Origin of the sequence: Pseudoalteromonas sp. JSTW (assembly GCF_013423925.1) — a bacterium.
GTDB lineage: Bacteria > Pseudomonadota > Gammaproteobacteria > Enterobacterales > Alteromonadaceae > Pseudoalteromonas > Pseudoalteromonas lipolytica.
Genome location: NZ_CP058972.1, coordinates 3,263,660 through 3,279,763, shown reverse-complemented (window position 1 = coordinate 3,279,763; position 16,104 = coordinate 3,263,660). Strand labels below are relative to the sequence as shown.

Here is a 16,104-nt window from a genome sequence, read left to right as displayed (position 1 = left end):
AGAACTATGGAAATCCCTACTTGTGATGTTATTTAAAAGACTCTTTATTACTTTTTTGCTATTAACTTCTGCATCAGTATTGGCATTTACCCCTACAGCAGCTCAAATTGAGCAATTTAAAAAGCTTCCTAAAGCTCAGCAAGAAGCGCTTGCTAAACAATATGGTGTCGATTTATCCACCATAACAGGCAAAACCTCTAATAAAGAATCTGTTGAACAAGAGTCAACAATTCAACCTCGCTTTGAAAAAGAACAAGAAGAACTTACAGACGATGAACGTTTTGCGCCGAAAGTCGATGAAGTAAAACCTTTTGGTTATGACCTATTTGCTGGTGAGCCAACCACATTTATGCCCAGCGAAAATGCCGCAGTCCCAGATACTTATCTAATTGGCCGTGGTGATGAGCTTACTATTAACTTTTATGGTAAAGAAAGTGAAAGCTACGATGTGATGGTTGATCGTGAAGGCCGTATAAGTATCCCAAATCTTAGCCCAGTCCAAGTTGCAGGGCTTACATTTGCAGAAGTAAAAGAGCTCATTAAAGCCAAAGTTGAACAGGAAGTTATTGGCATTAAAGCGTTTGTATCGGTCGGTAAACTACGTAGTATTCGTATTTTAGTGTTAGGTGAAGCTTATAAACCGGGTAGTTACAGTGTGTCATCACTGACTACAGTATCGCATGCTTTGTTTGTGAGCGGCGGGGTGTCAGAAATAGCCTCATTACGAAACATACAAGTTAAACGTGCCGGTAAAGTTGTTGCAAATTTTGACTTGTACGATCTGCTTATTAAGGGTGATAGCAGTAACGATATTATATTAAAGCCAGGTGATGTTGTTTTTATCCCGCCTGTTGGTTCGCAAGTTGCTGTTGAGGGACTTGTAAAACGCCCAGCAATTTTTGAGTTAAAAAAAGGCGAAACGGCAGAGCAGCTTTTAAAAATGGCTGGCGGTTTAAAGCCACAAGCATATGCTAAAAAAGCGTTGGTTGAGCGCTTTAACAATCACAACATGAAAGAAGTATTATCTGTTGACTTCAGCACAGATCAAATTAGCTATATTCCGCGTGATGGTGACCGTATTCGTTTTAATCCTATCAGTTTACAGTACCAGAATAGTGTTAGCTTAATTGGTGCTGTTGCGCGTCCTGGTCATTACCAATGGCATCAAGGTAAACGCATTTCAGATATTTTCACTTCAGTGCGTGGCGACTTACTGCCACAGGCCGATCTTGGTTATGGCTTACTGGTACGTGAAATAAACGTTGCCGGTGATATTGAGGTTTTCCAATTTGATATTGCCCAAGCTATCGTGAAAGCTCAAGGTCATGATTTAGAGTTAAAAGCAAACGATAAACTGTTTGTTTTTAGCCGTTATCAAGAAAGAGAAGCTGAAGAAATTGCACTTGCAAATATGGCGTTAAGCGAAGAGCAACAGCAACAGCAATTTAAAATGAAGCAATGGCACGAATATCAAAATAAAGAGTTTGAACGCTATATTGGTGTTTTAAAAGAAGAAGACCCTTTCAAGCTTGAGGAAGAAAAAGTACTCACCATCGCAGAAATATCGAGGCGTAAAGCAAAAGAAGAAGAGCAGGAGTTAGAACCTGAAGATTACGCAGTCTTTAGTCGCTATAACTTATTAAAACCAATTATAGCAAAGCTTAAACAGCAAGCCTCTGTTACAACAGCAATGCAACTTGTTGAAATTAATGGTCATGTTACGTACCCAGGCGTTTACCCGTTAACGGTTGGCAGCGAAGTAAATGAACTTATTGCAGCAGCCGGTGGCTTACTTGAGTCAGCTTATACAGAACAAGCTGAAATCACTCGGATTGTTGCGGGTGATGCGTCAAAAGTTGAACACATCAAGTTTGACCTACATGCAGCTATGCTAGGTGAAAAAGCTGAAAATAAAATATTGCGTAGTAAAGATAGTATTAATATTTTCTCTATTCCTAATTGGCAAGAAAACGTAAAAGTTGAGCTAAAAGGTGAAGTGAAGTTTCCTGGTGTATACACCATTCGACGTGGAGAAACCCTTACTAACCTGCTTGAAAGAGCTGGGGGGTTTTCTGACTTTGCAGAACCCGATGCTGCTATCTTTACTCGTGAGTCAATCCGAAAACAAGAACAACAACAGTTAGCAAAACTATCAGAAGACTTACGTCGAGACATTGCCACAAAAAGCTTTGAAAAATCCGTAAGTAGTAACACCCTTTCTTATGAAGAAATGAACAAGTTACTTATTGATTTGGCAAATGTTGAAGCTGTAGGACGTTTAGTTATTGACCTTCCCCTGATTGCTGATAACAAACAAAAACTTGTTTTACAAAATGGCGATACGCTTTATGTCCCAAGCAAACGTGACTCAATAAGCGTTATTGGAGAAGTAAACTACGCGACTTCTCACTTGTTTAAACCCGGTATTGACGTTGAAGATTACATCAGCCTCAGTGGTGGTTTAAAAGAGCGTGCCGCTGATGATCGAATCTATATCATTAAAGCAAATGGTTCAGTAAAAATTCCAAATAGCGGCAGCTGGTTTGCAGTTAATGATTCACAGCTCTTAGAAGCGGGCGACACTATCGTTGTACCAATGAATGCTGATTACATGGACAACTTAACCTTGTGGAGCACCGCAACGCAGATTGTTTATCAGCTTGGTGTAGCCGTAGCAGCGATTAGTAGTATTTAAAGGTTTAAGATGAATAATCAAGAAGGTATTCAAATAGATTTTAGAACGTTAGTAGCTATTTTATGGCGAGCAAAAATTTTTATTATTAGCATCACCATTTTGTTTTCTATAGGGACTGTTTTATTCTCTTTGTCATTACCAAATATATATAGATCGGAAGCTTTAGTAAGTATCGTCGAGAATGAAGATTCATCTCTAAGTGGTTTATCTTCAAAGTTTGGGGGGTTAGCGTCTATTGCTGGCATTAATATACAGAGTCAAAGCGGAAGTAAACGTGAAGTTGCATTAGAAACATTAAAAAGTAGATCTTTTATTAAAAGGTTTATTAATGATAATAAACTGAAACCGATCATTTTGGCTGCCAAGGACTGGGAACCTAAAAATAATGAATTGGTTTATGACCCTGAAATTTATGAAGTAAAAAGTCAAAAGTGGGTACGCGAAGTTTCTTTCCCTAAAACACAAGTTCCCAGTGATATAGAGGCTTATAGATTCTTTATGAAGGAAAACCTGAATATTTCTGAAGATAAAGACACTAGTTTTGTCTATATTTCAGTAAATCATTTTTCTCCATATATAGCTAAAGAAATTTTAGATAAGATAATTATATCTATAAATGATGAATTACGTAAAGTAGACATCGAAGAGGCAAATAAAAGTGTCGCTTTTTTACAACAGAAGATAGAAGAAACTAAAAATGTAGATATGCGAAAGATCATGTTTGATATGATCGAAACCCAAGTACAGAATCAAATGCTTGCAGAGGTTCGGGATGAATATATATTTAAAACGATAGATCCCGCTATAGCAGATGAAATTAAATTTTCACCCAAAAGAGCTGTTTTATGTATTATGGGGTTTATAATAGGCTTCTTTTTTTCTGTTCTCTGTGTATTAGTATCCTACATATATAAAGAACAAAAAGTAGAATAAACTTTATATTTTACTGAGAAAAAAATTGTCAAAAATAATTTTAAAAGAATCCTACTTATACATAATAGGAGAAATAATAAGTAAAGGCATCCCTGTTTTATTATTGCCATATATGGCAAAAAAAATGGGTGTTAATGAATTAGCTGAATATTCTATTTATCAGTCTATTATTGCATTTTCATCAATATGTCTCTTGTTATCAATGGATGGTGCTATAGCTCGCTATTATCACCGCTATGGTTTTAGGGCTATTGAGAGACTTAAGAACGTAGCTTCTTTCATTAGTGCGGTATTGTGTTTAATATTCATTTTAATATCATACCTTTTTTCCTACTATTATATGGCCATGGCTTGCTTAGTCTCATTCTGTTATGTGATTTATATGCTTAACTTATCTGTAGCTCAGGCTTCTAGACAAGTGGATAAGTATTTGGCGGCTCAACTAATCAGTGGCTTTGTTCTTCTTATTAGTATTATTTTATTTTTTGAATTTTCGGAAGCGACATCAGAGACACGAATTTATGCGAGTGCTTTATCTTGGTTTTTACCATCATTTTGGCTTGTTTTTAATCTAAAAACCTATAAGCATAAAATAAGAAAGAAAATAAATATGAAACATGCATTATATTTATTTTCTTTTGGCCTTCCGCTTTTGTTACATTCTTTTTCTGGGATGTTAAAGGGGCATGTTGAGAGATTTTTTATTAATGAGAGCTTCTCTAAAACAGCATTAGCAGAATATTTTCTAGCCATGCAAATAGCAAGTATATTCTATCTTTTATTACTGGCTTTAAATCGAGCTATTGTCCCACATTTTTACTCAAAAATGAAAAGCTCTTCTTTAAATATCAAAGTGATAGAAAAACTTGTTCTAAAATCTTTTTTAATTATACCTATTTTTCCTTTTTTGGTTTATTTGATCCCTGATCAAATCTTCTATTTTTTCTTTGGTAACGAATATATGAATCTAAATAAGTGGACTAGTATATTGGTGTTAGGCTATGCCCTAATGATACCTTACTTTATTATGGTTAATGTCTTGTTCTATAAAGCCAAAAATAAATTAATCTCAACAATAAGTGTGATCGCAGCAGGTGTGCATGTAATTATTTCTTACTTGTTTTCTAAAATATCGATGGATTTATTGGTTTATACATTATTCATATCGTCACTTCTTCAATTAATTGTTATGTATTTTTATACATTTAATTCTAAAGTTAAGGTAATAAAATAGATGGAACTTTATATCGCATCTAAACCTCTACAAATAAATGTAGCAAGTATTATTGCTGATACGCGAATGAATGAAAGTTGCTTGATTATTATTGATATGTTTCATGATGCTGAAAATGTATTCAATAAAATTAAATCGAAAGGTTGTTGGGGGAAAGTCCTATTTGTAAAAAATAGATTTATGTCTTTCTATAAAGGTGCACAATTACAGCCCAGTAAGACTTATATCGATGGAGATATAGGCACAAGACTCGCTATTTACCTTACCTACTTTAAGCTATTTTCTAGAACTAGGAAATTATATGTTTATGAAGAAGGAATTGGAACATATAGAAACGATATCTATAAACCTAGTATTAAAACTAAGCTTTTTGACATTTTAGGTATCAGTACTGTTTTCGGTGGAAGTTGGTTTTGCGATGGTGTTTATGTTTTTGAACCTCTGGTTTATGAAAAAAATATAAAAATAAAAAAAGAAAATTTTAAAATATTAAAACTAGAAAAGAGTATTAAAAGCTACTGTCAGGATAATATTTTTTATTTAAATGATGTTTATGGATTTAACCCTGACGCATTAGGTAGCGGGAATTCATCTTTTGTTTATATTAGTGATTGGCATTTCGATAGTTGTTTCTTAAAATCTGCAGGTGAAAAAAAATTCGATAAGAAAATAATTAAATTGCATCCTAATATAAAAGAAGGTATTAAACTTGATCTTGAGGGGTTTGATATTTTAGATAACAAAGTTCCTGCTGAGATATTGATTCATTCCCTTTCTGAAAACTATAAAACCGTAACTGTCTTACATCATGGATCTAGTGTAGAGCATTATATGAAATATGATAATGTGAATTATGTGAAAGTCTCAAAATGAACTTTAACTTAACCTGTTTTTTTTTGTGTATAACTATGGAATAAAGAGTTACTTAAATGCTTGATTCTTTCTCATATTACTAGCGGACTTGCGATGGATTATTTTTCACTGTCTAATTATGTGCTGCTATTAATTGCAAGCATTACAATAATATTGATAGCCTATTCAGACTTGTTTGGTAAAGTTAGCTTCAAAAGTTCAGGTTCTTTATTAGCTATCTTATTACTATTAATACTACTTATTGCTCGTGATAAAGGCTGGGATCTAGAGTTATATGAGAATATTTTTAACAATGTAAATGAAGTTGGAATTGGTGGTTGGATAGAACCTGGATTTCAGTTGCTCATTATCGCAGTGAAATCTATTGGGGGTAACTTTCTACTCTTTAATATTATTTACTCGCTAATTTTATGTTGTCTACTTTATTCTATTATTAAGAAAGATATCCGTTATGCTTCAGTAGCTGTTTTAATGTTCTTCTTGCTTTATTACTTTAGAGGTCCATATGGTCAAATAAGGCAAGCATTAGCAATGTTGATCTTTATATATTCTTTACGTTATATCTTTGACAGAAAGAACTTATATATTTCTTTAAATCTAATTGCATTGATGTTTCACAGTGTAGCAATATTTGGTTTATTCTTTATTTTTCTTGCTACAAAATTTAAAGTTACAAAGAAAAATTATGTAGTAGTAATTTCTATTTTTGTTGCTTTGTACTTTTCAGGTGTGTTCAGTAATCTTCTTGTTTATTTAATTGGTCTCGATTCAAACCCTATCTTGATGAAAGTTCAGTTCTACCTTGAGAATGCAAATGTTAAAGGTGGTTGGCTAACTCCTGACTTTTTCAAAATATGCGTTATTTCATTTTTAATTTTGTTGATTGCCCCTGAATTTGATAAAATATCACCTTATAAGAGAGTTCTTATACTGAGCTTTCTAACTGGTTCATGCTTATATATGCTTCTTAGCTTTGATTTGAGATTGGCATCACGCTCTAGTCGACTTTTCTTAATATCAGAGTTTTTGATAATTGCAATGTTATTCGAGTATGCAAAAAGTAAAGGCAAGTTATTTTTGTTTATGCTTTTTTATGGTTCTATCTATTTGCTTTGGGAGTTTTATATAATGTCGAAAGCAGAAGTTATTTACTCTTGGAGTTGAAATGAATATTGAGATTTTAATGGCGACAATGGCTAAAGCTAAGATCAGTGATATTGACTGGCAAGCTAAGAATATTATTTCGCCATTATTATTAATTAACCAATCAGATTTTAATGGTAAAGAAGTCTCTGATGATATCACTATGATATCTAATACTGAGAGAGGGTCATCTAAGAGTAGAAATCTAGCAATTGAAAATGCAACAGGCGATATCTGTATTATTGCTGACGACGATGTAAGTTACTTGGAAGGTTATGAAAATATAGTTAAGGATGCTTATTCTAAATATCCTGATGCCGATATAATAACTTTTCAAATACAAACGACTGAAGGTAAACCATTCAAGCCAAATTATCCGGTTGAAGAGGGATATCATTCAAAAATGAGTATTTTAAAATGTGCTTCAATAGAGATTACTTTTAAAAGACAATCAATCATCGATAAGGGTTTGAAGCTTGATCTAGAGTTTGGTCTAGGCAGTAAATATCGAGTTCATGATGAGATTATTTTTCTAAAGGATGCTTTAAGTCAAGGTTTGAAGTGCGTTTATGTACCAATTCCTATTGTTGTGCATCCCCCAGAAAGTTCAGGTACAGATTATAATGAAGCCTTATTATTTTCTAAGGGCGCTGCCTTTTATCGCTTGTTTGGAATCTCTGCTATTGCTTATGATTTAGCTTTTTCACTCAAAAAGTATTCAGAGTATAAAAATGTCTTTAGCTTCTTTGATTGTTTAAAGTTGATGATAAAAGGCACTTTGAGTTATAGGAAGGAACACTGATGGTTACAGAAGTAAAATATTTAGTTTTAGGTGGCGGTGTATCTGGTTTAGCATTTGCCAACTTTGTTAACTCTGATGATTACTTAATTTTGGAGAAAGAATCAGAGCTTGGTGGTTACTGTCGTACTATAAATCAAGATGGGTTTATTTGGGATTACGCGGGTCACTTTTTTCATTTCGCGACAGAAAAGCTTAAAAACTTTTTTAAAGAGAAAATTGACGATCAAAAACTTGTTGAAAGGACTAAAGTAACGAAGATCTTTTTTGATAATGACTTAATTGATTTCCCTTTCCAGTCAAATATTCATCAGCTAAAAAAAGACAAGTTCCAAGAGTGTTTGTACGATCTATACTTTCGCAATGATAAAGAAGCATACGAATCATTTCTTGATATGCTGTATGCTAAGTTTGGAAAAGCAATAACTGATTATTTTTTAAAACCCTATAACGAAAAATTGTATGCATGCGATTTAAACACTCTTGACGTGAATGCAATGGGTCGCTTTTTTCCTTACGCCAATCTAGATCAGGTTATTAAATCATTCAAAAAGCAGTCTGTTGAGAGCTATAATTCAACTTTTTTGTATCCTAAAGAGGGTGCTAAAATTTTTGTTGATGCATTGGCAGAGTCAATACCAGATTCGAAAATATCCTTAAATGAGATAGTGTTAGAAATAAACTACGATGAAAAGGTTGCTATTACAAATAAGCGGCAGATTACTTTTGATTACTTAGTGAATAGCTCTCCACTTAAAAGCTTTTCTGAAAAAATTAACATTGAAAAAGTAAATCGTTTAGCTGATGACTTTAGTTATAACAAAGTGTTGGTATTTAATTTAGGTTTTGATAAAAAGTCACCAAATGAAGATACTCATTGGCTTTACTTTCCAGATAAAGATATCAATTTTTATCGAGTTGGTTTTTACGATAACATCCTCGGTAGCTCAAGGTTGAGTATGTATGTTGAAATTGGTTATTCACCAGAGGACCCTGTCGATATTGATGAGCAGTTAAAGCTAACATTAGAAAACCTTAAAACAGTAGGTATAATTAATGATCATAAGCTCGTTTCATATTGTTCTATTATCATGGATCCTGCATATGTACATGTAAGTGATAAATCCAATTTATCAAAGAAAGAAATATTAGCTATCCTATCTGAAAAGAACATATATTCTATCGGACGATATGGAGACTGGAAATATTGCTCTATAGAAGATTCTATGCTCGATGCGATTAACTTAGCTAATGAGATAAGTTAATTCTATAAAGTTTTAACTACATTAGAAGGTTTGAGACTTCTTTAAAGTATCGACATTCTTCGCAATGTAAATGTGGGTTTAAAACGTTTGAGTGAGTGTAAGTTTACTTAATGTTTACAAGTATAAACCATAAAATGAGTATATTGTTACTATTATAATGAGACTGAAATAGAGTCTTTTGTTGGAAAAGTTATGTTAAACAATAAAACAGTATTAATCACGGGTGGCACGGGTTCATTCGGTAAGAAATTTATAGAGACAATTTTAGCGCGTTACCCTGACGTGAAAAAGATTATTGTTTTTTCTCGTGACGAATTGAAGCAATCAGAGCTTCGTATGAGCTATCCGCCACAACAGTTTCCCCAGTTACGCTTTTTTATTGGTGATGTACGTGATAAAGAGCGTGTAAAGCAAGCGTGTGAAGGTGTTGACGTGATTATTCATGCTGCTGCAATTAAGCAAGTAGATACAGCAGAATATAACCCAACAGAATGTATTCGTACTAATGTAGATGGCGCAGAGAATGTGATTCATGCGGCACTAGAATGCGGCGTTAAAGACGTTGTTGCATTGTCAACAGACAAAGCATGTGCCCCAATTAACTTATACGGAGCAACAAAACTTGCATCAGATAAGTTATTTGCAGCGGCGAACAATATTAAAGGCTCAAAAGACATTAAATTTAGCGTTGTTCGTTATGGTAATGTTATGGGTTCACGTGGCTCGGTTATTCCATTTTTCTTGAATAAGCGTCAAGACGGTATTCTACCTATTACGCACGAAGAAATGACACGTTTTAATATTTCCCTTCAAGATGGCGTAGATTTGGTTATGTTTGCGATTGGCCATCATTTAGGTGGTGAAATTTTTATTCCTAAAATTCCTTCATACAAAATCTTAGATGTTGCTACAGCCGTGGCTCCAGAGTGTAAGACTGAAGTTGTTGGTATTCGCCCTGGTGAAAAGTTACATGAAGAAATGCTCACTGAAACCGACTCAATTAATACCATTGATTTAGGTGACAAGTACGCGATTCTACCGTCAGTTTCTTACATGTACACTGAAGCGCAATTTCTTGAGCACCATAAAGCGAAGAAAGTTCCTTTTGGTTTCAAATACAACTCAGGTACAAACACCGAGTGGGAAACCGTTGAAAGTTTGCGCGACTTAGTCAAAGAGCACGTTGATCCTACGTTTGAAGTATAAGAGAACGCATAAATGATACCGTACGGAAAGCAATCTATCACAGCAGAAGATATCAACGCTGTTGTTGAGGTATTGAAGTCAGACTTTTTAACTCAAGGGCCACAAGTGCCTGCATTTGAAAAGTCGTTAATGGATGCCACTGGTGCACATTACGCATTAGCAGTTAATAGTGCCACCTCAGCATTGCATATTGCCTGTTTAGCCTTGGAGCTAGGGCAGGGTGATGTTCTTTGGACAACACCCGTCACATTTGTTGCATCAGCTAATTGTGGCCTTTATTGTGGTGCGACGGTTGATTTTGTCGATATTGATCCACAAACGTACAACCTATGTCCTACTGCATTAGAGGCGAAGTTACAACGCGCTAAAGTTTCGGGAACGTTACCAAAGGTGTTAGTGGCTGTTCACCTGTGCGGTCAACCTTGTGATATGAAAGCTATCCATGCGCTATCACGCGAGTATGGTTTTAAAGTAATAGAAGATGCGTCGCATGCGATTGGTGGTCGTTACCAGTCACAACCGATTGGTGCGTGTGAATACAGTGATATAACCGTCTTTAGTTTTCACCCTGTTAAAATTGTCACGACGGCCGAAGGGGGCGCAGCACTCACAAATGATAAAGCGCTGGCCGATAAAATGGCACTGTATAGAAGTCATGGTATCACTCGAGATGAAGCCTTGATGGAAAATCCATCACACGGCGGCTGGTACTATGAGCAAGTTGACCTAGGTTTTAACTACCGTATGACAGAGTTACAGGCGGCACTAGGAGTGTCGCAAATGTCACGCTTAGAGTCGTTTGTCGCTGCTCGCCATCAGTTAGCTAATCGTTACAATGAAAAGCTTGCACATTTACCGATTACTTTGCCGTATCAGTTGCCTGAGACGTATTCTGGCTTGCATTTATATGTAATCCGTTTGAATTTAAGCGCCATCACCAAATCACACAAACAGGTATTTGATGAGCTAAGAGCAGCGGGTATCGGAGTCAATTTGCACTATATTCCGGTGCACTTGCAGCCGTATTATCAGCGAATGGGTTTTAACGTAGGTGACTACCCAGAAGCTGAGCGTTATTACGCAGAAGCGATTTCTATCCCGATGTTTCACGGGATGACCCATGAACAGCAAGATGACGTTGTGAAGCAATTAACAGCTGTTTTGAGTGAATAGTCGTGAATATAGCAATCATTCCAGCGAGGGGTGGCAGTAAGCGCATTCCGCGAAAAAACATCAAACTGTTTCATGGTAAGCCAATGATAGCCTATTCGATAGAAGCGGCTATCAAAAGCGGGTGTTTTGACAAGGTGATAGTGTCAACAGATGATGCTGAAATTGCCGATGTTGCAGAGCAGTTTGGCGCACAGGTTCCGTTTATGCGACCAGCAGATATTGCGGATGATTACGCAACGACTTTGGATGTTATGAAACATGCGCTTGAATGGCTTGAGGCACAGGGTGATGCTGTTGATAATGTCTGTTGTCTTTATGCAACCGCGCCGTTTGTTTTGCCAAGTAACCTAAAACAAGGGTATGAAGCATTGCAATCGGGTGAGTTGGATTATGCATTTAGTGCAACGAGTTATGCATTTCCTATTCAGCGAGCGCTAAAACTGAATGCCGAAGGCACGGTTGAAATGTTTCAACCGGAGCACTTTAATACCCGTTCGCAAGATTTAATTGAAGCATACCATGATGCGGGCCAATTTTATTGGGGCACAGCGGACGCATTTAAAGCTAAACGGCCTATATTTGGGGTTAAGTCAAAAGCTGTACTTTTGCCACGAAAGCAAGTGCAAGATATTGATACGCCAGAGGATTGGGATTTAGCTGAAGCGTTATTTCAGGTTATCAAATGCTAAAAATTGCTTTTCGGGTTGACGCATCCATTCACATTGGTAGTGGTCATGTTATGCGCTGCTTGGTTTTGGCGGATGCGCTGTCAATCCATGGCCACCAAGTTGTTTTTTTGACTCGTCCACAAGCCGGTGACTTAATATCATTTATTAAGCAGCGCGGTCACAATGTTTGCCCACTTTCAGCGCTAGCGTGCCCAGTCGAACCTGTTAGTACAGATGACTATCAAGGCTGGCTTCAAGTCCCAGAGCTTGATGATGCAGCAGAGTGTGCTGATTTAATTAAATCGACAGACTTAGTCATTGTTGACCATTATGGTATTGGTGCTTTATGGCACAAGCGAGTAAAAGAAACGCATGATTGTAAAGTGGTTGTAATTGATGACTTAGTGAGAGCGCATGATGCTGAATTAATTATCGATCAAACATTACAACGACACGCAGCGGAGTATAACCGAAAAAATGCCAATGCATTGGTACTTGCAGGAACGCAATACGCACTAATTGCGCCTGTTTTTGCGACATATCACCAACAGTGCCAAGTAGAAAAACAGTCGCCTTTGCGACAGCCGCCTCGCATCCTTCTTTCGATGGGAGGCATTGATGCACCAAACGCGACACTTCGAGCTCTGCAGGCTTTACAGCAGCTTGACACAAAGCCACTTGTCACCGTTTTATTAAGCCCCCGCGCGCCAAATTATGAAAGTGTAAAGGCATTTTCGTTACAACACCCACATTGGGTAACGCATATTGACTTTGTAAGTGATATGGCAGCATTAATGGCCGAGCATTCACTTGCAATAGGCGCACCGGGAAGTACCTCGTGGGAGCGAGCATGTGTTGGGCTACCAAGCATTATTATTGCCCTGGCTGAAAATCAGCAAACAATTAGCCGTAATTTGGCATTGGTAGGTGCTGCAAAACAAGTCGACCTATCTCGAATACAGACAGATTTAGTGCCGACGTATCATGAATTACTCAGTCAGTATGAAGAGATACGGAGAATTAATTTACAGCTGTGTGATGGACAGGGAGTACAGCGAGTGGTGAAAGCCATTAACCGACTGAGTGAGTTTAGGTTAAAGTTACGGCCCGCTATCACCTCAGATATTGAACAAGTTTACGAGTGGCAGTGTAAGCCAGAAACACGAAAATATGCATTAAATAAAGCGGTGCCGAGTTTTTCAGAGCATCAAGCATGGATGACAAAGAAGCTCGCAGCAAACAACGATTATTTTTATATTATTGAACTTGTTTACGAAAATAACAAAGAAACGGCACCTGTGGGTGTGGTTCGCCTTGATAATAGCGCGCAAGGTCAATACACGATTTCAATTTTTATTGACGCTGATTATTTTGGCAAGGGCATAGGAAAATATGCCTTACAGCAAATAGATAACTTACACCCTGATGTGATAATAAATGCCACGGTATTAAAAGAAAACGCGGCATCACAAGCGCTTTTTAGTAGCGCAGGGTATCAGAGAGTCAATTCAGATCAATTTACTCGACCAGTTGTGGAGTGAGGAATAATGACAAAATTTATTACGATAGATAACAGAAAGATAGGCCCAGATTACGCACCATATATTATTGCGGAAATGTCAGCAAACCATAATGGCAACATAGAAAACGCTTATAAAATAATGGAAATGGCAAAAGAATGTGGCGCAGATGCAATTAAGCTGCAAACTTACCGTCCCGATACAATCACGATGAAAAGTGATAACCCTGAGTTTTTAATTAAAGGCGGGTTATGGGATGGCAAAATGCTTTATGACCTATATGAAGAGGCGCACATGCCATGGGAGTGGCATAAACCTTTATTTGAGAAAGCGAAAGAGCTTGGCATTACAATTTTTAGTTCGCCATTTGATTTTACGGCAGTGGATATGTTGGAAGAGCTTGGTGCGCCAGCTTATAAGATAGCTTCGTTCGAAGCCATTGATTTACCCTTAATTGAGTATGTGGCGAAAACGGGTAAGCCGATGATAATTTCGACGGGTATGGCAAACGAAGAAGAAATACGCGAAGCAGTCGAAACAGCGAGAAACGCAGGGTGTAAAGAGTTGGTTGTTTTACACTGTGTGAGCGGTTACCCAGCGCCAGCAGAAGACTACAATTTAGCAACGGTTGCAGATATGGCAACGCGTTTTGATGTGCTAACGGGGCTATCTGACCACACAATAGATAATACAACAGCTATTACGTCGGTCGCGTTGGGTGCATGTTTAATCGAAAAGCACGTTACGCTAGACAGAAATGGGGGTGGACCGGATGATAGTTTTTCGTTAGAGAAGCCAGAGTTAGAGCAGCTATGCAGAGATAGTAAAATAGCATGGCAGGCGCTAGGAAAAGTAAATTATGAGCGAAAAGAGAGCGAGAAAGGGAATGCAATCTTTAGGCGTTCATTGTATGTAGTAAAGGATGTTGCAGAAGGTGACGTGTTTACACATGAGAATGTAAAGAGTATTAGACCAGGCTATGGCTTAGCACCAAAGTATTTACATGATGTAATAGGTAAAGTCGCTGCTAAAAGTATTAAAGCAGGTGTCCCTATGGAGCTGACATACTTCAAAAGTTAGATTTTAATCAGTCACTTCACTTATATGGCAGCTTTGCCAGATTATATAAAGTATAGATGAATCTATCTGTTTTAAGTTTTTGTTATCTTAAAAATAAATCCCAAATGATACATATATGTGTTTTATGTATCATTTACTGTATTTTCAGTTAAAAGTAATTACAAATTATTTAAGAGCTTCGTTGTTCATTAGCTTTTGTTTCTTGTATAATTCTCGGTTGTTGTTTGTCAATACTGTGTAAAATACTTCTCTTTATATTTTATTTTTCTCAACTAAAAGATTGTAACGTGTATAAACTATTATCAAATTCATTTGTATGTCACACACTGGGATTGTTGTTTACGGCATGCTTGGTGTTAGCTTTTTCTGCATTCCCTTACTCTACGGAATCTGTAAAAAACTCTTTAATGCTTGTTGAGGGAAGTTACCTAGCGACAGCCTTCACTTTGCCTTTAGTGGCGAAGTATCTTTTAGTTGATCGAAAATACTACATAATCCCGTTAATTTTTTCAGTGTTTAGCATAGCACTTTCGTTAGTATTGATTTTGCGTTTTGATTACTCTTTATTTCTAATTTTTGTCGGTGCTGCATCAAGCTTTGTTTGGTTATTTACAACAACGATTTTAAGAACAAATCATAAAAAGTTAATGTTGCATGTGATTGATAATTTTGATTATTCTGACTTGGAATCTCATAGTAACATTGAAACGGTCTTACTATCTGAGCCTTATGATCAAACTGCGATTAAGCACGGTTTAGTTGTTGATTTACACCAGAACTTAACGCCTTATCAAGAAAAGTTTATTGCAGATTGTAGCTTGAACGAAATCTCAGTTTTTCATGCCGAAAGTATAAAAGAAATGATCAAGGGTAAAGTACAAGTTCATCATCTTTCTGAAAACTCAATAGGAACTCTGCAACCAAACCCTATTTATCAGCTTTTTAAGCGTGTATGGGAATCAGCTATTATTATTCTAACGTTGCCTTTTTCACTTTTTGTAATGATAGTAACAGCGATATTGATCAGGTTAGAAAGTCCCGGTCCAATTATATTTACACAAGAACGAGTTGGCCAAGCTGGTCGAGTTTTTAAAATTTATAAGTTCCGAAGCATGACCGTTGAAAAGTTGTGTGATAAAGATAAATTTGCAACGGATGAGCAAGCTCGAATTACTAAAGTTGGAAAATTTATTCGAAAAGTTCGAATTGACGAGTTACCTCAGTTTTTTAATGTACTAAAGGGAGATATGGCGCTTATTGGTCCAAGACCCGAGCAAGAGTCTTTCGTGAGGTTATTTGAGCAAGATATCCCATTTTATGGTTATCGTCATATGGTTAAACCAGGCATTACTGGGTGGGCACAAACAGTCCATGGTTATGCAGATGATACTGACTCTACAAAAGAAAAACTTGCTTACGATCTTTATTATATTAAACATTTGTCTTTTTGGCTTGACGTAAATATTGTGTTCAAGACTTTAAAAACTATGCTGACAGGCTTCGGGGCAAAATAAT

The 16,104-nt window shown here is 36.5% G+C and carries 13 protein-coding genes; all 13 read left to right on the top strand.

Going from position 1 to position 16,104, the window contains the following annotated elements; all coding sequences use genetic code 11:
* Nucleotides 1-25: 25 nt before the first annotated feature.
* Nucleotides 26-2,695 carry an SLBB domain-containing protein gene (locus GZH31_RS14745; protein WP_180311657.1) on the top strand — a complete coding sequence of 890 codons (2,670 nt, stop codon included), beginning with the start codon at nt 26-28 and terminating at the stop codon, nt 2,693-2,695.
* Between the two features lie 9 nt (nt 2,696-2,704).
* Nucleotides 2,705-3,628 (top strand): Wzz/FepE/Etk N-terminal domain-containing protein, encoded by a 924-nt coding sequence (locus tag GZH31_RS14740; RefSeq protein ID WP_180311188.1) that lies wholly within the window; start codon nt 2,705-2,707, stop codon nt 3,626-3,628.
* 25 nt (nt 3,629-3,653) lie between these two features.
* Nucleotides 3,654-4,862, top strand: coding sequence for an oligosaccharide flippase family protein (locus GZH31_RS14735; protein ID WP_180311187.1), 1,209 nt, complete (start codon nt 3,654-3,656; stop codon nt 4,860-4,862).
* The gene (locus tag GZH31_RS14730) at nt 4,863-5,735 is read left to right on the top strand and encodes a hypothetical protein (RefSeq protein WP_180311186.1); all 873 of its coding nucleotides are present in this window, start codon (nt 4,863-4,865) and stop codon (nt 5,733-5,735) included.
* A 93-nt stretch (nt 5,736-5,828) separates the two neighbouring features.
* Complete coding sequence (locus GZH31_RS14725; RefSeq protein ID WP_180311185.1) at nt 5,829-6,899, top strand: EpsG family protein; 1,071 nt, start codon at nt 5,829-5,831, stop codon at nt 6,897-6,899.
* 1 nt (nt 6,900) lies between these two features.
* On the top strand, nt 6,901-7,680 hold the full coding sequence (locus tag GZH31_RS14720; protein ID WP_180311184.1) for a glycosyltransferase family A protein: 780 nt from the start codon (nt 6,901-6,903) through the stop codon (nt 7,678-7,680).
* Nucleotides 7,680-8,942 (top strand): NAD(P)/FAD-dependent oxidoreductase, encoded by a 1,263-nt coding sequence (locus GZH31_RS14715; protein WP_180311183.1) that lies wholly within the window; start codon nt 7,680-7,682, stop codon nt 8,940-8,942. Before GZH31_RS14720 ends, GZH31_RS14715 begins: the two co-directional genes overlap by 1 nt.
* A gap of 192 nt (nt 8,943-9,134) precedes the next feature.
* Complete coding sequence (pseB, locus tag GZH31_RS14710) at nt 9,135-10,148, top strand: UDP-N-acetylglucosamine 4,6-dehydratase (inverting) (RefSeq protein ID WP_180311182.1); 1,014 nt, start codon at nt 9,135-9,137, stop codon at nt 10,146-10,148.
* A gap of 12 nt (nt 10,149-10,160) precedes the next feature.
* Nucleotides 10,161-11,321, top strand: coding sequence for a UDP-4-amino-4,6-dideoxy-N-acetyl-beta-L-altrosamine transaminase (gene pseC / locus GZH31_RS14705; RefSeq protein WP_075593908.1), 1,161 nt, complete (start codon nt 10,161-10,163; stop codon nt 11,319-11,321).
* Between the two features lie 2 nt (nt 11,322-11,323).
* Nucleotides 11,324-12,010, top strand: a complete 687-nt coding sequence (pseF, locus tag GZH31_RS14700; protein WP_180311181.1) for a pseudaminic acid cytidylyltransferase — start codon at nt 11,324-11,326, stop codon at nt 12,008-12,010.
* Nucleotides 12,004-13,530, top strand: coding sequence for a UDP-2,4-diacetamido-2,4,6-trideoxy-beta-L-altropyranose hydrolase (gene pseG / locus GZH31_RS14695; RefSeq protein ID WP_180311180.1), 1,527 nt, complete (start codon nt 12,004-12,006; stop codon nt 13,528-13,530). Before pseF ends, pseG begins: the two co-directional genes overlap by 7 nt.
* A 6-nt stretch (nt 13,531-13,536) precedes the next feature.
* Nucleotides 13,537-14,589, top strand: coding sequence for a pseudaminic acid synthase (gene pseI / locus GZH31_RS14690; RefSeq protein WP_180311179.1), 1,053 nt, complete (start codon nt 13,537-13,539; stop codon nt 14,587-14,589).
* A 287-nt stretch (nt 14,590-14,876) separates the two neighbouring features.
* Entirely contained in the window at nt 14,877-16,103 is a 1,227-nt protein-coding gene (locus GZH31_RS14685) for an exopolysaccharide biosynthesis polyprenyl glycosylphosphotransferase (RefSeq protein ID WP_180311178.1), read from the top strand.
* The last annotated feature ends 1 nt before the right edge of the window (nt 16,104 follow it).